Origin of the sequence: Pseudactinotalea sp. HY160, assembly GCF_009372055.1 — a bacterium.
In the GTDB taxonomy this organism is placed as follows: domain Bacteria; phylum Actinomycetota; class Actinomycetes; order Actinomycetales; family Beutenbergiaceae; genus HY158.
In genome coordinates this window covers 1-22,496 of record NZ_WHMT01000013.1, presented here as the reverse complement: position 1 = coordinate 22,496, position 22,496 = coordinate 1, and the positions used below count along the sequence as shown (strand labels likewise).

Below are 22,496 nucleotides of genomic sequence, written 5' to 3'. Positions count from 1 at the left end.
ACGATGATGCGAGCACGCCCCCTGCCCCCTGCCCGAGAGTGACGACGTGAGCGAATTCCGCCGGCGAGAGGTCGCCAACCCGTGAGTCGCAAGACAGGCTATGTGGCGGGGGAGAAGCGCACCACGCTCGAGGTGATCCGCGAGCTCTACCGCACCCGCGGGATCCTGTGGGTACTCATCCGCCGCGACCTCAAGGTGCGCTACGCCGAGTCGATGCTCGGGTACGTGTGGTCGGTGCTCGAACCGCTCATGATGGGCGTCATCTACTGGTTCGTGTTCACCGTGATCTTCGAGCGCAAGGTCGGCGGCGACCCCTACATCATCTTCCTCATGGCCGCGCTGCTGCCGTGGATGTGGTTCACCTCCGGCCTGACCGAGGGGGCCAAGGCGCTGCGCTCGCAACGGCGGCTCGTGGCCTCGACCGCCCTGCCCAGGCAGATCTGGGTGCTGCGATCGGTCGGGGGGAAGGGGATCGAGTTCCTCTTCTCGATACCCGTGTTCGTCATCTTCCTGATCTTCTACCCGCCGCAGGTCAACGCGCACGTTCCGTTCGTGCTGCTCGGCCTGCTCATCCAGCTCGTGCTGCTGCTCGGGCTCGGCTTCCTGCTCTCGCCGATCATGATGCTCTTCCGCGACCTCGAACCGCTCATCCGGATCGCCACCCGGGCGCTGTTCTACGCCTCGCCGATCATCTACAGCATCAACGACGTGCTCGGCACCGGCATGCCCGAATTCCTCAAGGTGATCTACAAGCTCAACCCGGTCACCGGCATCATGGAGGCCTACCGGGCCGGGTTCTTCCCCGAACAGACCCACCTCGACGTCATCGCGATCGCCGGGGCGATCAGCGTGCTCACCCTCGTGGTCGGCTGGATCACGTTCGGGCGCATGGAACGCGCCGTGCTCAAGGAGATCTGATGGTGACCAGTGACCCGGTGATCTCGATCGAGAACGTCGGCGTGGAGTTCTCCCGCGGCCGGCGCAACGTGGGGCTGCGCGAACTGATCTTCAAACGCAACGCGGGCGTGACCTCGGACTCGTTCTGGGCCCTGCGCGACGTGAGCTTCGACGTGCGCCCGGGCGAGGCGATCGGGGTGATCGGCCGCAACGGCCAGGGCAAGTCCACCCTGCTCAAGATCGTGGCCGGCGTCATGCTCCCGGACGAGGGCGAGGTGCGGGTGCGCCAGGGCGTGGCCCCGCTCATCGAGATCACCGGCGGCTTCGCCCCCGACCTGACCGGGCGGGAGAACATCTACCTCGCCGCCGGCCTCCACGGCATGCCGAAGGATCTCGTGGACGACCGGTTCGACGAGATCGTGGAGTTCTCCGAGATGGCGGACTTCCTCGACACGCCGTTCCGGCACTACTCCTCCGGGATGAAGGTGCGCCTCGCCTTCGCGGTGATCTCCCGGCTGGAGGACCCGATCCTGCTGGTCGACGAGGTGCTCGCCGTGGGCGACAAGGCCTTCCGGAAGAAATGCCACAACAGGATCGAGGAACTGCTCGCCGGGGGGCGCACCCTCTTCCTCGTGTCCCACTCCGACGGCGACCTCAAGCGCTTCTGCGAGCGCGGCCTGTACCTGCGCGAGGGCCAGCTGCGGGCCGACGGCCCGATCGACGAGGTGCTGGAGCAGTACACGGCGCAGGGCTGAGCACCCCCGCCCGGAGGGCTCCACCCGGGTGACCGGGCCCCGGGGCGGCACCAGGGGAACCTGATAGTTTCTGACCCGGACATCGAGGGCCGGTCGGTTCACCGGCGGCGGCGAGACACGGCGGCGAGGAGGGATCTGTGCGCATATTCAAGTGGGACATCGCGGATACGGCGATCGCCCTCGTCGCCACGGCGGGAACGATCCTGTTGCTCTGTGACGTGTTCGCGGTGGGCCTGACCGTTTGGGCCGTCGCCTACTGCGGGATGCTCGCGAGAGTGATCCCGCGCGGTGGCCTGAGCGCGGGCCGGGCCGTGGGGCGGCAGCTGACCGCCCGGATCATCCTCGCGTTCGGCGTCGCGGGGCTCGTGCTGCACCGCGAGCCGGCCGTGGAGTGGCTCGCCTGGCTCGCGATCGCGGTGCTCGTGCTCGCGATCCGCGTGGAGACGACGCTGCGCAAGGTCTCGACCTACACCGGCATCCGCGCCGAGAACCTGCCCGGCCTGCGCCTGCGACCGAACCGGCACGGGGTCGATCTCGCCTATGTGGCGGTCGCGACCCTCGCGTTGCCCGCGCTGCTGCTGCTGGGCGTCGGCGGCGTGGCCGGCTGGGCCTGGCTCGCGGTCGCCGTGATCCAGGTCGCCGCGGGCGTGCTCGTCGCCGCGGAGGCCCTCCGTCGCCGCCGCGCCTCGCGCACCTCCTACGAGGCGCTGCCCGAGGCGCTCGATCGGCTCGCGCCGCGCTTCGTGCTCTATTGGGACGCCCCGGCCCGCTCGCAGTACCAGCTGGCGATGTGGCTGCCGCACCTGGAACGGCTCGGTGTCCCGTTCTATGTCATGGTCCGCAATGCCGCGAGCTACGCCGACGCGGTCTCGGTCGCGGGCGGCACACCGATCGTGCTGTGCAAGACCATGCAGGATGCCGAGCGGGCCAGGCCGGAGAGCCTGCGGGCGGCCTTCTACGTGAACAACGCCGCCCGGAACTCCCACTTCGTGCGGTTCCACGAGCTCACCCATGTGCAACTCCTGCACGGCGACAGCGACAAGGCCCCGAGCTACAACCCCGTGACGGCCATGTTCGACCGGATCTTCGTGGCCGGGCGCGCCGGCCGCGATCGCTACTCCGCGCACGGAATCGACATTCCGGCGGAGAAGTTCCGGATCGTGGGCCGGCCGCAGGTCGTGGGGATCGAGCGGGCGACGTGGACGGGCGGCGACCTCTCCGGCGCAGGCGTGCTGTATGCGCCGACCTGGCAGGGCTACCACGACGATGCCGCCTACAGTTCGATGGGCTCCGCAGCGGCGATCGCACGAGTCGTGATCGAGCAGGGGAGCCGCCTGATCTTCCGGCCGCATCCCTACTGCCACCGGGACCCGGGATTCCGCGCCATCATCGAGCAGGTGCACGAGCTGCTCCGGGACGACACGCGGCGCACCGGGCGCGATCACCTCTTCGGCGAGGTGGCCGAGACCGAGATGTCGCTGATCGAATGCTTCAACGCGGCGGACGTGATGATCGCCGACGTCTCCGGTGTGCTCGCGGACTTCCTCTACTCCGAGAAGCCGTTCCTCATCGTGACGGACACCTCCGACACCGAGGAGTTCGTTCGCGAGTTCCCGCTCGCCCGGGCGGCCTACGTCGTGGACGGCTCCCCGGAGGCGATGAGGGCGACACTGACCGAGGTCGCAACGACGGACCCCCTGGCCGACATGCGGCGGGCACAGCGGACCTACTACCTGGGCGACTTCCCGGAGGCCGGCTATGAGGACGCATTCCTGGCGGCCGCCGCCGAGGCCGCCGGGCTGAGACGGCCGTCACCGGTCGCGGCCGAGTCGGATCGGTAGGGTCGAGGGCTTGGTGTCGGTGCGACGATGAGGCGGGATTCATGAGGTGGCTGGTTCTCGGGGACATCGGACGCCGGGACCTCTATCACGTCGGTGACGAGGCGATGGCGGAGGTCGCCGTCGAGGCGCTGACGACGCGCGGTGCCGCCGCCATCACCCTCGTGGCCACCCACGCATCGGCCGCCACCGAGCTCTACGGACGTCCGGCCGTCGAGCGGGTCGGCGTCGACCCCGGCTGGACCGTGGCCCGGCGCGACGAGATGCTCGGTCAGGCGGCCGCCGGCGAACTCGACGCCTCGACGCCGCTGGGGCGACTCGACGCGGCGGTCGCGGCGGCGGACGCCGTGCTCATCAGCGGCGGCGGCAACCTGAACTCGCGCTTCGGACACCACATCGACGAACGGGCGGCGCTGACCCGCCTCGCCCGGCGGCACGGCAAGCCGCTCGTGGTCGCGGCCCAGACCATCGGGCCCGCCCTCGACGACCGCGAACGCCGCCTCGTCGGCGAGATCATCGAGTACGCCCGGGCATTCGCGGTCCGCGACGACGACAGCTACCGCCTTGCCCTCGAACTCGGGGGCGAGGCCGCCCGCGTACACCGCATCAGCGACGACGCGATCCTGCTCTCGTCGCGTGAGGCCGACGACGTCGTGGCCGGTGACCTCGTGGCCTCCGACGTTCGATACGTGGCGGCGAGCTTCACCGCCGACCCCGGGCGCAGCGGACTCGATCGACACGACTACCTCGACCTCGTGGCCACGACCCTCGACGACCTGTCCGAGCAGGTCGACGCCCCCGTCCTCCTCGTCCCGCACATCGGATCACTCGCCGGACCCGTGCGGAAGGTCGACGAACTGTCCGATGCATCGATCGTCGAACGATCGACTAGCGGGCGCATCCGTGCACTGCCGACGATGACGGCGCGGGCCGCGGCCGCCGTGACCGCCGGCGCGCTCCTCTCGGTCTCGACCCGATATCACCCGCTCGTGTTCGCCACGGCCCAGGGCGTGCCCGCCGTCGGGATCTCTCTGGCTCGCTTCTCCACGGTCCGCATGCAGGGTGCTCTCTGCCCGCTCGGACTGGGGGCATTCGTGCTCGGGCCCGCATCCTGGGAGTCGGTTCCCGCGGCGGCTCGGGAACTGTCCGAGCGCCGGGTCGAGGTGCGCCAGTGGCTCGAACCCACCATGGCGGCAAGGCGCGAACAGCAACAGCGATGGTGGGATGGCGCGGCGGCGCTCGCTGACGACGCCGCGTTCCCCGCACCCTCGCCCGCCGCTCCCTTCCCGCGGACCGGGCCGTGGGCAGCACCCGCCGCACGAGCGCTGGCACTCTTCGACACCCTGGACGAGGAACGACACCGAGTCGCCGACCTCACCGCTCAGCTGGCGGACGAGCGCCGGCGGCTCCGTGACCGGACCGACCGCCTGGAGCACGCACGCCGGCGACTCGACTCCCAGGCCGCACGGGCCCGACGGGCGGAGAACCGGCGGCTGGTGAGGCTGGCCGACCGGCTCGGCGACGCCGCCCGCACGGTCGGCCGTCGGCGGCGCCCCCGCGGCGTGGTGGCCACGCGCGCGGGCGAGCCGCAGCCGCTCCTCTCCGTGCTCGTCCCGATCTACAACGTCGAGGACTACCTCGACGAATGCCTGAGGAGCATCGTCGACCAGTCCCTGACGGACCTGGAGATCCTCCTCATCGACGACGGCAGCACCGACGCCTCGGCCACGATCGCGGAGCGCTTCGCCGCCCGCGATGACCGGATCCGCCTCGTTCGGCAGGAGAACCAGGGCCTGGGGGCGGTCCGGAACAGCGGTGTGCGGATGGCGCGCGGGAGGTACCTCACGTTCGTCGACTCCGACGATGTGGTGCCGCGCCGGGCCTTCGAGGCGCTCGTCGCCGCGCTCGAGGCGAGCGGTGCCGACCTCGCCACGGGTGGGACCGCGCGCGTCCTGCCCGACGGCTCGCTGCGGACGCGGCAGTGGGTGCGAGATCTCCACGGCCGGGATCGGCACACCACGATCGAGGAGACACCGCAGCTCTTGCGGGACTTCTACACGTGGAACAAGGCATACCGTGCGGAGTTCTGGCACGCGCACGGATTCCGGTTCCGCGAGGGTGTGCTCTTCGAGGACCAACCCGTGATCACGGAGATCCTGTGCCGGGCGGCCTCGATCGACGTCGTGGCGCAGACGACGTACCACTACCGCATCCGGCCCGACGATTCGGCCCTCACCGGGACCATGTACTCCCTCGCGGACGTCCGCTCGCGCGAGCAGGCGATCCGCCTCACCTCCGAAGCCCTCGATACCCTCGGCGTCAGCACACGCATTCGGCGGGCGTGGTGGTGGACCCAGGTCGACCACCACTTCCCCCGGTACCTCGAGAACACCGCGGCCGGTGACGGACCGGAGTACGCCGCAGTCGTGGACATGATGCACGAGACCGTCTCGACCGAGGACGTGCAGGCACTCGAGAACGCGTCTGCGGCCCATCGAGCGCTGTGCCACCTCGCACTGACGACGAGCCGCGAGAGCGTTGCACGGTATCTCGAGGCGGGCGGTGCGAGCACGAGCAGCGCGCGCCTCGAAGGCCGCGGAGGGGAGACGGTCGCGGCCCTGCCCGTGCCCGACGAGGGGCGAGCCGACCTACCGGCCGACCTGTGCGTCGTCTCCACGAACGAGCAGCGACTCGTCGCACTATTCGACGGGCACGCCTGGGAGGATCCATGCGTGCTGGTCGTCCACGCACGCGTCGGGATCAGCCAGGCGATACCCCCGGATCGCGCCGGTGCGAGCGTCGTCCTCGCCTTCGCCGACGGCACCAGAATGCCGCTGGACCACACGGGACGGCTCGAGCGGACCGAGGAACTCCCGCGCCCCTTCGGGGTCGCGGCGTGGTACGTGATGCGCATCCCGATCGACGTCGGCGCACTGCACCGCGACCATCCCGGCGCGCCGGCGCGGTCGGCGCGGGTCGAGGTCGACCTGACCTGGGGCGCACTCACGCGGTCCGGGACGCTCAGCCGCCGCAGCGAGCAGGGCAGTGGCGCGGCTCTCAACGGTTCCATGATCCCGGGAACCTCGAGGGCCCTCGAACTGGCGTGGACACGCACCGCCGGAGTGCAGCTGCGTGCACCCGCCCGGGAGGTCTCGGCACACGTCGCGGTGAACGAGGACGCGAGTCTCGACCTGCTGCTGCACGCTCGACGAACCGAATTCGACATCGTCTTCGTCACGGTCAAGGCCGCCGGAGTACCAGCACGCCGCCACCTCGTGCGCCGGATCGGGCCGAGGGAATACCGGGTCAGGGTGGAGACGGCGTGGCTGGAGCCGGGACGGGTCGCGCATCTGGCGGCTCTGGACGAGGCCGGCACCCGCAGGAACGTCCACGTCAGTGCGATGCAACTCCGGGAGGTGATCACGCCTACCCTTGTCATGACGACGACGCCCGGGGCACGCTTGCAGGTCATGCGGCCGGCGGCCGGAGAGTGACCCGACACGAACCTGACGTGCCGGAGTCGAATAGCTCGAACACAAGCGCGGCTGAGCCCGCATTGGACGAAAGATGTGACGTATGAGGCGTTCTGTGTACACGCTCGGGGCGACCGTACTGGCCGGTCTCCTGACTGCGACCGGGGCCGTGGCCGAGACGGCCCCCGTGGATGAGACCCCCGGCGTGCACTCCGAGGAGCACGACCGCCCCGACCTCGACGACGGCGAGGCGTACATGGGCTGGTCGCTGCGGGCCGAACAGACCGCGCAGCCTCGGGCATTGGCCGGCCGGGCGGCGCCCGCTGCGGTGCCCGCCCCACCGGGGGTGCCGGGCATCGACGTCTCCAGCTGGCAGCGGAACGTGGACTGGCGCGGCCAGTGGAACCAGGGCAAGCGCTTCGCGTACGTCAAGGCGACCGAGGGCGTCGCGTACCGGAACCCCTACTTCGGCCAGCAGTACAACGGCTCCTACGACATCGGAATGTTCCGGGGCAGCTATCACTTCGGACGACCGGACATCGACGCCGGCGCCAAGGAGCAGGCCGCCTACTTCGTCGCCAACGGCGGCAACTGGTCACCGGACGGCAGGACCCTGCCCGGCGTGCTCGATATCGAGTACAACCCGGTCGCGGGCGCCGACAAGTGTTACGACCTGAGCCCATCGCAGATGGTGCGGTGGGTCCGGGACTTCGTGACCGAGTACAAGCGCCGGACGGGCCGGGAGGCCGTGATCTACACGAACCTCGATTGGTGGGGCCAGTGCACGGGCAACAGCACGGCCTTCAGCGAGACGAACCCGCTGTGGGTGGCGCGCTGGTCGAGTTCGGTCGGCACCCTGCCGGGCGGTTGGGCGAACCACACGTTCTGGCAGTACACCGACGTCCCCCTCGATCAGGATCAGTTCAACGGCACACTCGACCAGCTCGCGACGTTCGCGACGTTCCGCGATGTTCCCGCCGACTACGTCTTCGGCGTGGAGATCTCGTGGCTTCTGGGTCAGGACATCACGACCGGGTACGACGACGGCACGTTCCGGCCGCGCAACAAGATCTCCCGCGAGGCCATGGCGGCATTCCTGTACCGGTACGCCGGTGCTCCGGCCTTCAGGGCCCCCGCCAGGTCACCCTTCAGCGACCTGCCCACGACCGCACCCTTCTACAAGGAGATCACCTGGCTGCTCGCCCAGGGGATCACCACCGGCTACGACGACGGCACGTTCCGGCCGCGTAACCAGATCTCGCGCGAGGCGATGGCGGCGTTCCTCTACCGGTTCGAGGACGTGAGCGGCTATCGGCCCGGCCCGTCCGACTTCAGCGACGTTCCCACCGGCTATGTCTTCGGCAAGGAGATCGCGTGGCTCGCCGATCAGGGGATCACCACGGGCTACGACGACGGCACGTTCCGGCCCCGGGGCAAGATCTCCCGCGAGGCCACGGCCGCCTTCCTCTACCGGCTTGATCGGCGCTGAGCCGCGGGAACATACGCAATGGGGTGACCGCGGGCGGGAGGCGTCCGGGGTGGTGAGGTTCGTCGTCCGCACGTAGTGCCGGTCGATGACCCGGCCGGGCCCGCGCACCCGGGATGCGCGGGCCCGGCGCTGCCGCGCTGCCACGCCCCGTGCCGCGAGGCCGCACGCGCGCGGCCCCGCGCGTCGCACTGATGTGTCAACGACCTGCCACGCTAATCCACATCCTGTGGACTACTTTTATCTTGACCTATACGAAAGTTCCGATAGTCTGTGGTGAGCGCCACTCGGGCGCCCCGAGCAGTGAGGTCGGGGGCGGTCGGGGTGGAGCACTCGATGAGGGCCCGCCTCGCGGCAACACCCGTTGCCGGTGAACGCGGGCCACGTGCAGAGTTTCAAGGAGGAAATGTGGTAGCTAGCAAGCGACGGGCCCGTTGGTCGGCCCGGGGGGTGGGTGCGCTGTTCGCCGGCGCGCTCGTGCTCCCGCTCGGTGTGAGCGGAGCCCTCGCCGACACGGCGGACGCGGCGAACGTGACCGTGCCGGCCGACCAGGTCGGCGTCCAGCTGTACTCGCTCATCCCCTGGGTGGAGGACGTCGGCCTCGAAGCCGTGTTCCAGCGCCTCCAGGAGGTCGGCATCCAGAACATCGAACCGTACGGCGGCAACTTCTCGGACCTCACGGCCGAGGAGTTCAAGGCGCTCGCCGACAAGTACGACCTCAACGTGTCGTCGTCCCACTACAACGTGGACGAGGACACCTTCGACACCACGCTCGAGTACGTCAAGACCATCGGTCAGGAGTACGTGGGCTCGGGCGGCTTCCCCGACCCGGGCATCGACACCTACGCGAACACGCTCGCGACCGCCGAGGCGATGAACCGGCTCGGCAAGAGGTCCGTCGAGGCGGGCACGGGCAAGTTCTTCGGCCACAACCACACCTCCGAGCTACTCAAGACGTACGAGCACAACGGTGAAGACCTCATGGCGTGGGAGATCCTCGTCGCGGAGACCGACCCCAAGTACGTCACCTTCGAGGTCGACGTCGCCTGGGCCGCGCACGCGAACGTCGACGTGCCCGCCCTGCTGCGCAAGTACAGCGACCGCGTCGAACTGCTCCACATCAAGGACGGCGACGGGCTGGGTACCGCCGATCGCCCCACCTTCACCAACCTCGGCGACGGTGAGAACAAGCTCCAGGAGATCCTCGCGGCCGCCGCGGACGGCAACATCGAGTACTACATCATGGAGTACGACCGGGCCGCCGACGGCAACAGCTTCGTGACCAACGGTTTCGAGTACCTCACGGGCATCACCCCGCCGTACATCCCCGCCACCACGGAGGACGTCACGTTCTCCGACGCGGACGCCACCTACCTGGTGCCCTCGGTCCAGGGAGTCGAGTACGTGCTCGACGGTCAGGTGCTCGAGCCCGGCTACTACGCCGGCAAGGGCGACGTGACGATCACGGCCCGCACCCTCGACGGTTACACCCTCACCGAGGGGAGCGCCGCCGCGTGGTCGCACACCTTCACCCTCGACTCGGCCGACCGCGTGACGGTCCCGGCCGACAAGGTCGGCGTGCAGCTGTTCTCCCTCATCCCCTGGGTGGGCGAGGACGGACTCGAACCGGTGCTCGGCACGCTCGCCGACATCGGCATCAAGAACATCGAGCCCTTCGGCGGGAACTTCTCCGACTACACGGCCGAAGAGTTCCGGGCCATGACCGATGAGCTCGGCCTGCACGTCCCGTCCTCCCACTACAACACGGACGAGGACACCTTCGACGAGACCCTCGAGTACGTCAAGACCGTCGGCCAGGAGTACGTGGGCTCGGGCGGCTTCGCCGCCCCCGGCGTCGACACCTACGAGAACACGCTCGCGACCGCCGCCACGATGGACCGGCTCGGCAAGCGCTCCGTCGACGCGGGGGTGGGCAAGTTCTTCGGCCACAACCACGCCGGCGAGATGCTCACGAAGTACGTGCACGAGGGCGAGCTGCTCTCCGCCTGGGAGATCCTCGTGCGCGAGACCAACCCCGAGTACGTGACCTTCGAGGTCGACGTCGCCTGGGCCACCCACGGCCGCATGGACGTTCCGGCGCTGCTGCGCGAGTACGGCGACCGGGTCTCGATGCTGCACATCAAGGACGGCGACGGCCTCGGCATCGCGGACCGCCCGTCGTTCACCAACCTCGGTGACGGCGACAACAACCTGCAGGCGATCCTCGCCGCCGCGCAGGACACCGCGGTCGAGTACTACATCATGGAGTACGACGTCGCGGCCGACGGCGAGAGCTTCGTGACCGAGGGGTACGAGTACCTCACCGGGCTCGACGCCTACGCGCCGACCGCCGTGACGCCCGCGGAGGTCACCTTCTCCGACGACGACGCGACCTTCACCATCCCCGCGTCCGAGGGCGTGGAGTACCTCGTGGACGGCACGGTCGTCGAGGCCGGCGTCCACGCCGGTGAGGGCAGCGTGACCGTCACGGCTCGTGCCCTCGAGGGCTTCGTGCTCGCCGACGGCGCGACCGCCGAGTGGACCCACACGTTCACCGCGCCCGACACCGACGGGGGCGACCAGGACACGTCCGGCGAGTCCGGTGAGTCCGGTGAGTCCGGTGCGTCCGACGATGCGGCCGCCGGCGACGGCGGTTCGGGCAGCCTGCCCGAGACCGGTAGCGACGTCGGCGGAGTCGCCGCAGCCTCGGCGCTGCTGCTCCTCGTCGGTGCCGCCATCCTGGTGACGCGTCGCCGCCAGCTCGGCGTGAACGCCGGCTAGTTCGGCCAGAGCGGGCCCGGCCCGCACGAACCGCGATGGGCGGGATCCTTCGGAGGGTCCCGCCCATCGTCGTCCCGCCGGCGGCTACTCTAACGATCTACTCTCACATTCGCGTGAGAGTAGGAGTCGGCGCGTTTCATTGCCGATCCGTAGAAGGTGGCGTGGGGCGTCGATCGGCATCCGACCGGGAGGGTGTTTCCGCCTCGATCGGTGAGTCGTGGGGCCCGTGCGATGCGGCGGGGCGTCGGCGCATCCTGGTGAGCCTCGCCGGTCGCCCGGGCCTACGCAACCTCCGCGCATTCGGCTCCGCGGCTCGTGGCACAGGTAGTCCGGGCAGTGACCTGGGCATCCTGGTCACTCGCGCGCCCGGCACCGGGCTGGTCGCGATCACGGCGTCCGCTGTTGGAGAGTCGCCTCCCCGCCGCAACGCGGCGCAGTTCCGGTCTGCGCTATAATGCCCGAGGCTGCTGCGTTCCGAGTGCTTGGACGCGTTGTGTACAAGTTGTACACTTAGGACATGAATTCCGTGACTCTCTCGCAGTTTCGCAATAGGCAGAGCGACTATATCGCCGCTGCCCAGCGCGGTCCCGTCGAGATCACCTCGCGCGGTGCCCGGCGTCGCGCCGTCGTCGTTTCCCCTGAGTTCTTCGACCGTGCGATAGCGGCGCTCGAGGATCAGGCTGACATCAGCGCCGCCGCCGAAGCTCGCAAGGAGTCTCGCATCTCCCACGCCGAGGTCATGGCGGAGTTCGGACTCTGACGCTCCTGCAGATCACGTACGCGCGATCTGCTCTGAAGTCGCTGCGAAGGGTCGACGGCGAGGTCGCTCGCCGCATCCTGCGCGCCATCGATGCGCTTGCCGATGAGCCTCGTCCGCCCGGCTGTCTGCAGTTGAGGGGCGGCAACGGCGAGCTGCGCATCCGTGTGGGCGACTACCGGGTTGTATACGACGTGATCGACGAGGAGGTTGTCGTCCTCGTGCTTCGTCTCGGTCACCGTCGGGAGGTCTACCGCTGACGGCCTTTCCCGGTACCGCGATTCGTCGGACACGCTGAGGGCCTTGTCGAAGGGCACGAACCTGCAGGGCAGAGCCTCCCGTCTGGCACGCGTGCATGCATTTTCGGCGGGTACGGCACTGTGCCGTCGCTTCACGCCGACTCGGGGACGGTGCATCTCATCACGGTGCCGACTGGATCTCATCCGCGCGGGCCTCGGCAGAATCCGCAAGTTCACTCCTGGTGTGGATACCGTCGGGTGGTCCCGCAGGCCTCATGAAGGAATAGCGCAGCCGGATGGCACGCTCTTCTCACGGTCTACTCCAACAATCGTGTGAGAGCAGCCTGCGAGCGTCGGATGTCCGGTCGCCCACCGCGGGCCGCGCCGGCCGATCGGCAGAGGCGGGCTTCACGGGGGTCGAGTGCCTGACCTCGGTGTCTGTCGAGTAAAATCAACGCGGCCGAGGCACCGGTCCCGCCGGGCGACACGACACGAGGAGGGTGCGGCGTTCCGTATGCCGCGATCATGGTGAAGCACCGACGAGAAGAGCGGCCGCGCGCCCTCCCGCGGCGCGAGGGACTGTCACTCAGGAGCAGGATCCTGGTCATAGTCGCCGTTGGCTTCCTGGCGCTGGGGCCGGTCGGGTTGCTGCTTTGGGGGGCCACGTGGACGGCGGATCGGCTCACCATGAAGGACATCACGTGCACTGTCACGGCCGTCGACTCCTGGCGCAACAGCGGGAGGCGCACGAGCCAGGGGCTGAGCATCTACAGCTCGAACTGCCCCACGATCGCCGCCAAGCCGCACGTGAGCAAGGAGGAGCAGGACGCCCTGGCAGCCGGCTTCGAGCTCGGTCGGGACTACACGTTCACGGTCGGTGGATTCGCCTACTTTCTGGCCGACGATCTCGGCTGGGGAGCAGTCGACCTGCTGGGCGAGCTGCCCACCGAACCCGCGAACTGACTCCGCCCTAGGGCCGAGGCTCGGCCGCAGCGCGGGGACCTGGGTGCGGTGGACACGCCCTGGCGGGCTGGACGCACCCAGGTGCGGCCCGTGTGCACGAGGCGACCGGGCGCCGTCCCTAGTCCGTGATCTTCTTCGAGGGCCACCACAGGTGCCGGCCGAATTGGTGCCCGAGGGCGGGCACGAGGATCGAGCGCACGAGGAGCGTGTCGAGGAGGACCCCGAAGGCCACGATGAACGCGATCTGGACGAGGAACAGGATCGGGATCACCGAGAGCGCCGCGAACGTGGCCGCGAGCACGAGGCCCGCGGAGGTGATGACCCCGCCGGTGATCGCCAGCCCGCGGCCGATGCCGGCGTGGGTGCCGTGGCGCACCGACTCCTCCCGCACCCGGGTCATGAGGAAGATGTTGTAGTCGATCCCGAGCGCCACGAGGAACACGAACCCGAACAGCGGCACGGCCGGATCGGCGCCGGGCATGTGGAACACGTGGTTGAACACGAGCGCCGCGATGCCCAGCGTGGCGCCGAAGGAGAGCACCACGGTGCCGATGAGCATGAGCGGGGCCACCACGGAACGCAGCAGCAGCATGAGGATGCCCAGGATCACCACGAGCACGATCGGGATGATGAGCGTGCGGTCGCGGATCGAGGCGTCGTTGGAGTCCACGTCGGTGGCGCTCACGCCGCCGATCTGGGCCCGATCGCCCAGCTCGGCCCGCAGGTCGCGGACCACGTCGCCGGCGGCCGCGGAGTCTGCAGCCACGGTGAGCGTGGCCTGCAGCAGCACGTCGCCGTGCGAGACGGTCGGGTCCGGGGCGGGGGAGCCGGGAGGCCCGGCCGGTTGGACGCCGTCCGTGGTCACCGGAGCGGAACCGCTCGGCGATTCGGCGGCCGCCACCGAGACCGCCCCGATGTCGTCGCCGGTGAGCAACACCCCTGCCACCTCCTGCAGGTCGTCGGCGGAGGTGATGACGTAGACGGGGCTGCCCGAGCCGCCGGGGAAGTGCTCGGCCAGCGCCTCCTGCCCGGCACGGGCCTCGGAGGCGCCGAGCACGAGGTCGCTCTGCGGCACGCCCTCGGCCTTGAGCTGGCCCAGGCCCACGCACGCCCCGAGCAGGAGCACGACCACCGTGATCCACACCGGCCGGTGCCGCCGCTGCACGAACGCCGGGAGGCGTGCCCACACCCCCTTGGTGGGCAGATGCGCGTCGCTCTGCTCGCCTGCGGCCCCCGCGGCGAGTACGTGGGGGCGGCGCGGCCAGAACGCGGTCCGGCCGCAGGCCATGAGCAGCGCGGGCAGGAACGTGAGCGCGGCGAGCATCGCGAACACGATGCCGATCGCGGCGATCGGGCCCAGATCCCGGTTCGAGGCGAGCTCGCTCAGCAGCAGGCACAGCAGCCCGGCGATGACCGTGCTGCCGGAGGCCGTGATCGCCCCGACGGAGCCGCGCCAGGCCTCGCGCGTGGCCTCCCACCGGCGGTGGTGATCGCGCAGCGCCTCCCGGTAGCGCGAGACGTACAGCAGCGAGTAGTCCGTGGCCGCGCCGATCACGAGGATGAACAGGATGCCCTGGGTCTGGCCGCTGAGCAGCACGACGCCGGCCTTCGCGAGCCACCACACGGTCAGGAGCGCGACGCACAGCGCGAACAGGCTCGTCGACAGCACGATGAGCGGCAGCAGCGGGGACCGGTAGACGATCACGAGGATGACGAACACCGCCGCGATCGCCACGAGCAGCAGGAGCGTGTCGATGCCGCCGAACGCCTCGACCAGGTCGCCCAGGAATCCGGCCGGGCCCGTGACGTAGCTCGTCAGGTCGGCGGGAAGCGTGCTCGCCAGCTCGGAGCGCAGCGCCTCGACCGCGGCGTCGACGTCCGCATCCGCATCGAGGGGGACGAAGATCTCGACGGCGCGCCCGTCCTCGGAGGGGATCGGCGGGGAGACGGCGCCACTCACCTCGGGCAGGTCGCCCAGTCCGGTCGCCAGGTCGGCGAGCGTGTGCAGCTGCTCCTCGGTGAGCTTCTGCTCGCCCGTGATGACGACGACGGCCGGGATCGCGTCGTCGCCGAGGAACTCGGGCAGGCGGTTCTGCACCTGGGTGGCCTCGGCGCTCGTGGGCAGGTACGCGGTGGAGTCGTTCGAGGAGACCTCACTCACCTTGCCGAAATAGGGCCCGCCGATCGCGGCGCCGACGAGCCAGGCGACGATGACGAGCGCGGGGATGACCACGCGAGCCCACGCGGCGCCCCGGCGGGCCGAGGCGCGATGCTCGGGCGGCGCGGAGGTGCCCGGCTGCCCGGGCGTGTCGGGCTCCGGCGAGCCGGACCTCCCGCGCCGGGCGGCGCCGTCCCCGCCATTCGGGTCGTTCGGCTCGTTCGGCGGCTGCAGATGAGACATCGTGACCTTCCTCGCGCGGCTCCGGCCAGGGTAGCGCCCGCCACCTCGGCCAGTGGGCAGGTTCCGGGCGACCTGGTGACCCCGATCCGGCCCGTCGGCGGAATCGGCGCCGTCCGCTCCCGAGGTTACCGAGTAACTGCTAGGGTCGACCCGATCGGTTACCGAGTAAGTGAGCCGGAGGCGAGATGTCGGTCAAGCAGGGAATCCTCGCGCTGCTGAGCGTGCAGCCCATGGGCGTGGCTCGGCTGCGCCGGGAGTTCGAGGCCCGCACGGGCGGCACCTGGCCGCTCAACATCGGGCAGGTGTACACCACGGCGCAGCGGCTCGAACGCGATGGGCTCATCACCCGGGTCGCCGCCGAACCGCCGGGCGGCGCCGATGCGGGCCCCGCTGCCGATACCGGCGCCGCCCCGGCCACAGGTGCGAATGCGGGCCACGGCGCGCCCGGCGAACCGGAGGTCGAGCAATACACGCTCACCCGGGCCGGTCGCTCGGCCGCAGCCGAGTGGTGGCACACCCCCGTGAACCGCGGCACGCCCGAGCGCGACGAACTCGTGATCAAGATCTCGCTCGCCGTCACGATGCCCGGGGTCGACGTCCGTGAGGTGGTGCAACGGCAACGCTCCGAGACCATGCGCGCACTGCGGGACCTGACGAGACTGGTCGCCCGAACCGATCCCGACAGCGACCCGGACCTGGCCTGGTCGCTCGTGCTCGACCATCACGTCTTCACCGCGGAGGCCGAACTCCGCTGGCTCGACCACATCGAATCCCGCGCCGAACGGGCCGCGAGCCGGCCACGCGTCGTCCATACGCCGGCGCCGAAGGCGACGAACACCCCCGACCGGAAGGCGACGAATCGATGACCGCCCCGGCCGAACCGATCGTGCTCACCCTGACCGACCTCGTGCGCGTGCACGGGCACGGCGCCCAGGAGGTGCGCGCCCTCGACGGCGTGAGCCTGACCGTGCGCATGGGCGAGCTCGTGGCCGTCATGGGGCCCTCGGGCTCGGGCAAGTCCACACTGCTCAACCTCGCCGGCGGGCTCGACAGTCCCACCGCCGGCAGCGTGCGCGTGACCCGGGACGTCCTCTCCGGCCTGGACGCGAAGGGGCGGGCCGCGCTGCGGCGGCGGCGAATCGGCTACGTGTTCCAGGACTTCAACCTCATCCCCGCCCTCACCGCCGCCGAGAACGTCGCCCTGCCCCGCGAGCTCGACGGTCTGCGCGTGCGTCGGGCCCGCCGCGAGGCGCTGGACTCCCTCGCCGACGTCGGCCTGGCCGAGCTGGCCGACCGCTTCCCGGACGAGCTCTCGGGCGGGCAGCAGCAGCGGGTCGCGATCGCCCGGGCACTGGTGGGCCCGCGCCGGCTCATCCTCGCCGACGAACCGACCGGGGCGCTCGACTCCGCCACCGGGGAGGCGGTCATGCGGGTCGTGCGCGCCCGCGTCGACGCCGGCGCGGCCGGGCTGCTGGTGACTCACGAGCCGCGGTTCGCCGCCTGGGCCGATCGCACCGTGTTCCTCCGTGACGGCGTGATCGTCGACGCCACCGATGCCGACGATCCGGGGCAGCTGTTGACCGGGAGCAGACCGCGATGACGGCCCGGCTCGCGCGCTGGCGGGTGGCACTGCGGATCGCCCGCCGGGACGCGCTGCGCAGCAAGGGCCGCACCGCGCTCGTCGTGCTGCTCATGATGCTCCCGGTCGCCGCGGGCGCGTTCGTCGTGGGCGGGATCCGCACGAGCACGCCGACTACCGAGACCCGGATCTCCTGGCAGATGGGCTCGAGCGCCCAGGCCCGGCTGAGCGTGGGCTGTGGCGACGTGCGCGCGCCGATCGAGCAGGATCCGTTGGGCACCGACGGCTGCGACAGCTCGGCCGCCGACCTCGGCGCGGTGGACCCGGGCGACCTCGCGTCGCTGCTGCCGCGTGGGGACGACGTCACCCCGGCCGGGCGGGTCGGCCTGCCCATCCGTAGTGGGCGGGCCCTCGTACGCTCGGCCGAGTTCCTCGTGCTCGACGCCGCGTCCGTGCCCGGGCTCCTCGGCGAGGTCGAGGGGCACGCCGGGCCGGGGACCGGACAGATCGTGCTGCGGCGCCAGATCGCCGACCGGCTCGGCGTGGGAATCGGCGACCGCGTGGAACTCGACTCGGTGGAGGTCGAGGTGGTCGGCATCGGCGACTCGAGCTCACCCGTGGCCGGCCTCGTCGGCGCGTCCACGGTGGGTGGGAGCGAGCCGATCTGGTTCGTCGTCGGGGATGCGCCGGTGACGTGGGGCGACGTGCAGAACCTCAATGCCATCGGGATGGTGGTGGCGAGTCGGGCCGTGTACGAGGATCCGCCGCCGCCGGAGCAGGTTCCGGCTGCTTCTTACGGCGACTCCGGGGACACGGCCCGGGTGGTCGGGGTGATCGCGGCCGTGGTCGCGCTGGGGCTGCTGGAGATCGTGTTGCTCGTGGGGCCCGCGTTCGCCGTGGGCGCCAAGCGCAACGCCCGCATGCTGGCACTGGTGGCGGCCTCGGGCGGGGCACCGGGCGATGTGCGCCGGATCGTGCTCGCCTCGGGACTCGTGGCCGGCGTGATCGCGGGCGTGGTCGGCCTGGCGGTCGGCAGCGCGGGAACGGTGGTCTGGTTCCTGACTCGGCAGGGCTCGACCTATCCGTTGCCGAACCTCGTGATCCCGGTGCTCGAGCCGGCCGGCATCGCCGCGATCGCGTTGCTGCTGGGGTTGGCCGCGGCGTGGTTCCCGGCCCGGAGCGCCGCGTCGGCCGACGTGGTGATGGCGCTCGCGGGGCGCCGCGGTGACGTACCGGCCCGTAGGCGGGTTGCCTGGACGGGGCTGAGCCTGGCGGGCGCTGGCGTGGCGATGGGGGTGGTGGCGGCAACCGTGAGCGAACCGGTGCTGCTCGCCGTCGGCGTGATCGTGATGGAGATCGGGCTCGTCATGGCCGCGGGGATGCTCGTGGAACTGGTCGGCCGGCTCGCTCCGATGATGCGCCTGCCCGCCCGGTTCGCGCTGCGTGATGCCCGTCGGCACCGCAGCCGGACGGCCCCCGCGGTGGCGGCCGTGTTGGCAGCCGTGGCCGCGGCGACCGTGGGGCTCGTGTGGATCGCGAGCGATGCCCGGGTGCAGGAGGCGATCTGGCGCCCGGTGGCCGCGGACCAGGTGGGACTGGTCAGCCTGAGCACGTGGGATCAGGACGCCGAGGGCCTGGTGGAACAGTACGACCGGGTCGAACGCGCGATCGGCGGCGTACTCCCGCAGGCCCGGATGGTCCCGGTGCGCCTGCTCGAGTCGACGACTCACACGGGACCGAACTCCTCCTGGTCGGCGGCGGCGCTGCCCGATCCGGCCACGGTGTGCCCGGAGGATCAGGAGTACTCGGAGGACGCCACCGACGAACGGTGCCGGGTCGTGCCGTCCGCGTCGGCCGGCTTCACCTGGGGATCCGGCGCCCTCGTGGACGACGGCTCGATGGTCGGCGCGCTCGGGCTCGACGGGGCCGCGGCGGCCGCCGACGCGCTCTCGCGCGGGGAGGTGGTGGTCAACGACCCGGAGGCGATCTGGCCCGACGGACGGGTGCACCTCACGGTCATGGACGACGACTACCAGCCGGCCACGGCGGAGGTGACCGCTCGTGGACACCTCGTGGAGTGGGCCTCGCAGGCATACGACCTCGTGGTGCCGCCGCCCCTCGCCGAGGATCTCGAGGGTGCGGCCCAGGTCGCCCTGGCCGATCGCGGCGAGCGGGCAGGGGATGCCGACCCGGGCGGTACCGATGCGGGCGATCCGCTGTTCGGCATCCGTACCGCCGGAGCCGTGGTGACCGGTGTGGACCTCGACCAGGCCGATGTGGACTCGCTCAACCGGGACCTGTCCGATATCGATGCGAACGTGCGGCTGACCTATGAGGGGGAGATGGGCGGCAAGCGCAGCGACGCGGACCTGGCAGCCATCATCGTCGGTGCCGCCCTCGTGGTGGCGCTGCTCGCGACCGGGCTGAGCGTGGGGCTGGCCGTGACCGACTCCCGCGCCGACCTCGCCACGCTCTCGGCCGTGGGCGCGAGCCCGCGGGTTCGCCGGCGGATCACGAGCGCCCAGGCCGGGGTGGTCGCGATCGTCGGCACACTCGCGGGCGTGAGCACCGGGCTCCTGCTCGCCTTCGTGATCGGCCGATGGCAGCAGACGGACCGGTTCACCGGCTACCTCTGGGAGACGATCGTGCCGTGGCCCCATGTCGGCGCGCTGGCCATCGGGCTGCCGCTGCTCGCCGTCGCCGGCGGCTGGTTGCTGAGCCGCTCCCGCCTGCCGGTGCGGAGGCGCCTGGCGCAGTGACGTGGGTGGCCTGCGGGCTCCCGTGCAGGCCGGGCGAGCTGCGCCGGATCGGGCATCGCGGCTCTCCCGGGGTGCCGCTCGCACGGGGTCCGCGGTGGCTTCGAGATCAGATTGCGAGGGGGTGGTGCGGCGGTCGGTGCGCGTCGGTAGCGTCACAGACACGGCCCCGACCGGTGCGACCAGCGCCCGCGGGACGAATGGAGGAGGACCGATCATGTGGCTCACACTCATCATCGTCGGCATCGTGCTCGCGCTGCTCGGCGTCTTCATCGCGGCCGCGAAGTTCCTGATCTGGCTGGGCATCATCCTGCTGGTGATCTCGGTGATCATGTCGCTCGTCACGCGCGCCAGGAACCGCGCATAGCGTACGTCCGGCCCGGGTGGCGCCCGCATGGGGAGGGCGGTGCCCGGGCCGTCACATGTCTTGGGCCTGCGACGACGGGGTCGGTCCGCCTCAGCCGAGGAGGGCCGCGATGGCCGTCACGACGCCGATCGAGAGCGCCGTGGTCACGAGGATCGTCGAGCGCGCCGCGGCCGCTCCGCGTGGTGGACCGGGGTGTGTGGGTGTTGGGGAACAGTCGAGATTGCCTGCCGTAGTCAATACCGTACTAGAACTGGTACGGTATTGACGTGGAGGTGGCGCGTTGACGTATCGGCGTGATCTGTGGGAGGTCGCCGTATCCCACCACGGCGTGGTGACCGTTGCGTCCGCCGACGACGCCGGGGTGCCGCCGGTGGAGGTGCGCAAGCTCGCCTCCCGTGGTGCGCTTCGCCGCTACGGTCACGGGGTCTATGTGCATCGGGGAGCGCCCACGTCGCGACTGACGGAGCCTGCCGTGGCTGTGGCGCTTGGAGGCGCGGGGGCATTCCTTCAGCGTGAGTCCGTGTTCGACCTCCTGGGCATCGGCCAGTTCAATCCGAAGAGGATTCGGGTGGGGACGCGCCGTCGCGTCCGGCGGGCACTCCCCGAATGGATGGCGCTCGAGTCTCGTGTCGACGTGCCCGACGCGGACATCACGAGGTATGACGGCATTCCCGCGACGACAGTTCGGCGGGCACTCGAGGATCTCCGTCCTCGGATGCCGCACGAGCGCTGGCGGGCACTGCTCGACGAGGCGGAGCTACGAGGCCTGATCAGTGCCACGGAAGCACATGAATTGAAGGGAGGGTGGAATGGCAGGCGCGAGTCCGCCGCGGAATATCACGCAGCTCAATGAGCGACTGGCCGAGGTTGCGGAAGGGCTGGTGATACCGGTGGCCCGGGCTCGGGTCATGCTGTGCACGCTCGTCGTAGCGCAGATGCTCCCCGAGGCCGTTGCAGTCAAGGGAGGGATGGGCATCAAACTGAGACTTGGGGAATCGGGCACACGAGCAACGTGGCTCTACGCGGTTCGTGGTGAAAGGCCTGCTGTGATTGGTGTTCGCGCTGCTGCTCGAGCGGCGCTGGCCAGGAGTATACGGGCCTGGTAGTTGGCGGAGTTCCTGAATCCGCGGCCGGTGCGCTTGATGTTCTTGATCGTGGTGTTCGCGGCTTCGACTTTCGCGGTCGTGGCGCCGGTGATGATGAGGACTTCGATGGCGTCCCACCAGGTGAGGATGGTCTCGTAGAGGCGGTCGGTCTCGGGCATGTTCGCGGTCTGGACGTAGTGACCCAGTCTCATCCGCTCTCGCCACGCCTGGGCGAGGGTGTCGGCGCCGAGGAGGCGGCGGAGCTGCTCCTTGACGCCCCACGCGGCGGAGAGCTCGTCTGTGGGGTCATCGTCGGTGAAGACCTTCTCCAGCCTGGCCCAGCCACGTGGGGACAGCGTGTCGGCTCCGCGGAGCAGCAGCATCCGGTGCGCCCAGGCCGCGTCGCTCTTGCGCCCTCGGCGGCCGTGCTGGTCGCGGGCCAGGCGCTGGCGGACCTTGGTGAGCGTGTCGTTGGCGAGTTTGACGAGGTGGAACTTGTCGACCGAGACCGCGGCGCGGGGCAGGTGCTCGCGCAGGGCCTTACGGAACGCGGCCGACGGGTCGATCGCGACGACCTCGATGCGGTCCCGCCATGATTGTGGGCGGGCGCTGAGCCAGGCGCCCACGCCCGTGCTGTCGCGGCCGTCGACGATGCCCAGGACCTGTCCGGTGGCCAGGTCGACCAGGGTCGTCATCCACGGCTCGAACCGGCGCCAGGTCCCGTGCTCGTCACGGAAGAACCGTACGGACCGGTACCGGTGCTCATCGATGCCCAAGCGCGTCACGACCAGATCGTCGGCGGCGGGTAGGACGAGCGCCGCGGCAGCCAGTGCCGATTGGACCAGCCACCATGAGATCCCGTGAGCGCGGGCAACTTCGCTGGCGGCTCGACCGGAGTCGACCACCGCGGCCACGACCTGATTCTTCAGCCGCGTAGTGGACCGCGCGAACCTGGGGACCTGGATGGTGGACTCGGCGAACGTGCCACGCCGGCACAGCTCTTCCCGGCAGAACCAGCGCCGCTTGGCCCACCACACCTCGACCGCACCCGCGATCGGCAGATCACGCAGCCGCTGCTGGCGCCGGGAATGGACCTTCACCGCGACCACACCACACGCC

Annotated in this window: 15 protein-coding genes and 1 pseudogene; 14 read left to right on the top strand and 2 right to left on the bottom strand. The window is 70.4% G+C overall.

What is annotated here, in order from left to right; all coding sequences use genetic code 11:
• Window positions 1-81 precede the first annotated feature (81 nt).
• From GCG21_RS11920 to GCG21_RS11875, 9 genes and pseudogenes are all read left to right on the top strand, one after another.
• Window positions 82-918, top strand: coding sequence for an ABC transporter permease (locus tag GCG21_RS11920; RefSeq protein ID WP_153878501.1), 837 nt, complete (start codon window positions 82-84; stop codon window positions 916-918).
• A 140-nt stretch (window positions 919-1,058) separates the two neighbouring features.
• A pseudogene (locus GCG21_RS11915) lies at window positions 1,059-1,652 on the top strand (ABC transporter ATP-binding protein); the annotation flags it as partial.
• 137 nt (window positions 1,653-1,789) lie between these two features.
• Complete coding sequence (locus tag GCG21_RS17310) at window positions 1,790-3,493, top strand: CDP-glycerol glycerophosphotransferase family protein (RefSeq protein WP_152909912.1); 1,704 nt, start codon at window positions 1,790-1,792, stop codon at window positions 3,491-3,493.
• A gap of 41 nt (window positions 3,494-3,534) precedes the next feature.
• Window positions 3,535-6,984, top strand: coding sequence for a glycosyltransferase (locus GCG21_RS11905; RefSeq protein ID WP_152909911.1), 3,450 nt, complete (start codon window positions 3,535-3,537; stop codon window positions 6,982-6,984).
• 82 nt (window positions 6,985-7,066) lie between these two features.
• Window positions 7,067-8,452, top strand: a complete 1,386-nt coding sequence (locus tag GCG21_RS11900; protein WP_152909910.1) for a GH25 family lysozyme — start codon at window positions 7,067-7,069, stop codon at window positions 8,450-8,452.
• Between the two features lie 447 nt (window positions 8,453-8,899).
• Entirely contained in the window at window positions 8,900-11,230 is a 2,331-nt protein-coding gene (locus GCG21_RS11895; protein ID WP_194165068.1) for a sugar phosphate isomerase/epimerase, read from the top strand.
• Between the two features lie 517 nt (window positions 11,231-11,747).
• Window positions 11,748-11,990 (top strand): type II toxin-antitoxin system prevent-host-death family antitoxin, encoded by a 243-nt coding sequence (locus tag GCG21_RS11885; protein ID WP_152909908.1) that lies wholly within the window; start codon window positions 11,748-11,750, stop codon window positions 11,988-11,990.
• A complete protein-coding gene (locus GCG21_RS11880; RefSeq protein WP_194165075.1) occupies window positions 11,987-12,247 on the top strand; it encodes a type II toxin-antitoxin system RelE/ParE family toxin in 261 nt (86 codons plus the stop codon). Before GCG21_RS11885 ends, GCG21_RS11880 begins: the two co-directional genes overlap by 4 nt.
• 666 nt (window positions 12,248-12,913) lie before the next feature.
• Complete coding sequence (locus GCG21_RS11875; RefSeq protein WP_152909907.1) at window positions 12,914-13,189, top strand: hypothetical protein; 276 nt, start codon at window positions 12,914-12,916, stop codon at window positions 13,187-13,189.
• Window positions 13,190-13,307: 118 nt separating this feature from the next.
• Here the strand turns inward: GCG21_RS11875 and GCG21_RS11870 are convergent, their stop codons facing one another.
• Window positions 13,308-15,590, bottom strand: a complete 2,283-nt coding sequence (locus tag GCG21_RS11870; protein ID WP_152909906.1) for an efflux RND transporter permease subunit — start codon at window positions 15,588-15,590, stop codon at window positions 13,308-13,310.
• Window positions 15,591-15,775: 185 nt separating this feature from the next.
• Here GCG21_RS11870 and GCG21_RS11865 point away from each other — a divergent pair, with 185 nt between their 5' ends.
• The 5 genes from GCG21_RS11865 to GCG21_RS11850 all read left to right on the top strand — a co-directional run bounded on the left by GCG21_RS11865 (window position 15,776) and on the right by GCG21_RS11850 (window position 21,145).
• Window positions 15,776-16,456: a PadR family transcriptional regulator gene (locus GCG21_RS11865; RefSeq protein ID WP_152909905.1), complete on the top strand. Its 681-nt coding sequence runs from the start codon at window positions 15,776-15,778 to the stop codon at window positions 16,454-16,456.
• Window positions 16,453-17,190, top strand: a complete 738-nt coding sequence (locus GCG21_RS11860) for an ABC transporter ATP-binding protein (RefSeq protein ID WP_152909904.1) — start codon at window positions 16,453-16,455, stop codon at window positions 17,188-17,190. Before GCG21_RS11865 ends, GCG21_RS11860 begins: the two co-directional genes overlap by 4 nt.
• Window positions 17,187-19,928, top strand: coding sequence for an ABC transporter permease (locus GCG21_RS11855; protein WP_152909903.1), 2,742 nt, complete (start codon window positions 17,187-17,189; stop codon window positions 19,926-19,928). Before GCG21_RS11860 ends, GCG21_RS11855 begins: the two co-directional genes overlap by 4 nt.
• Before the next feature lie 214 nt (window positions 19,929-20,142).
• Window positions 20,143-20,292, top strand: a complete 150-nt coding sequence (locus GCG21_RS16305; protein ID WP_194165067.1) for a hypothetical protein — start codon at window positions 20,143-20,145, stop codon at window positions 20,290-20,292.
• Between the two features lie 280 nt (window positions 20,293-20,572).
• Window positions 20,573-21,145, top strand: a complete 573-nt coding sequence (locus GCG21_RS11850) for a type IV toxin-antitoxin system AbiEi family antitoxin domain-containing protein (RefSeq protein ID WP_152909902.1) — start codon at window positions 20,573-20,575, stop codon at window positions 21,143-21,145.
• A gap of 165 nt (window positions 21,146-21,310) precedes the next feature.
• On the opposite strand, the gene GCG21_RS11840 is transcribed toward GCG21_RS11850, so the two are convergent.
• Window positions 21,311-22,496: ISL3 family transposase (locus GCG21_RS11840; RefSeq protein WP_152909900.1), on the bottom strand; the 1,186-nt coding region annotated here is incomplete at its 5' end.

Excerpts from the sequence above, each read along its gene's own strand:
- GCG21_RS11905 (WP_152909911.1), top strand. The coding sequence starts at position 3,535 with ATGAGGTGGCTGGTTCTCGGGGACATCGGACGCCGGGACCTCTATCAC.
- GCG21_RS11900 (WP_152909910.1), top strand. The coding sequence starts at position 7,067 with ATGAGGCGTTCTGTGTACACGCTCGGGGCGACCGTACTGGCCGGTCTC.
- GCG21_RS11885 (WP_152909908.1), top strand. The coding sequence starts at position 11,748 with ATGAATTCCGTGACTCTCTCGCAGTTTCGCAATAGGCAGAGCGACTAT.
- GCG21_RS11875 (WP_152909907.1), top strand. The coding sequence starts at position 12,914 with ATGAAGGACATCACGTGCACTGTCACGGCCGTCGACTCCTGGCGCAAC.
- GCG21_RS11870 (WP_152909906.1), bottom strand. The coding sequence starts at position 15,590 with ATGTCTCATCTGCAGCCGCCGAACGAGCCGAACGACCCGAATGGCGGG.
- GCG21_RS11865 (WP_152909905.1), top strand. The coding sequence starts at position 15,776 with ATGTCGGTCAAGCAGGGAATCCTCGCGCTGCTGAGCGTGCAGCCCATG.
- GCG21_RS11860 (WP_152909904.1), top strand. The coding sequence starts at position 16,453 with ATGACCGCCCCGGCCGAACCGATCGTGCTCACCCTGACCGACCTCGTG.
- GCG21_RS11855 (WP_152909903.1), top strand. The coding sequence starts at position 17,187 with ATGACGGCCCGGCTCGCGCGCTGGCGGGTGGCACTGCGGATCGCCCGC.
- GCG21_RS16305 (WP_194165067.1), top strand. The coding sequence starts at position 20,143 with ATGTGGCTCACACTCATCATCGTCGGCATCGTGCTCGCGCTGCTCGGC.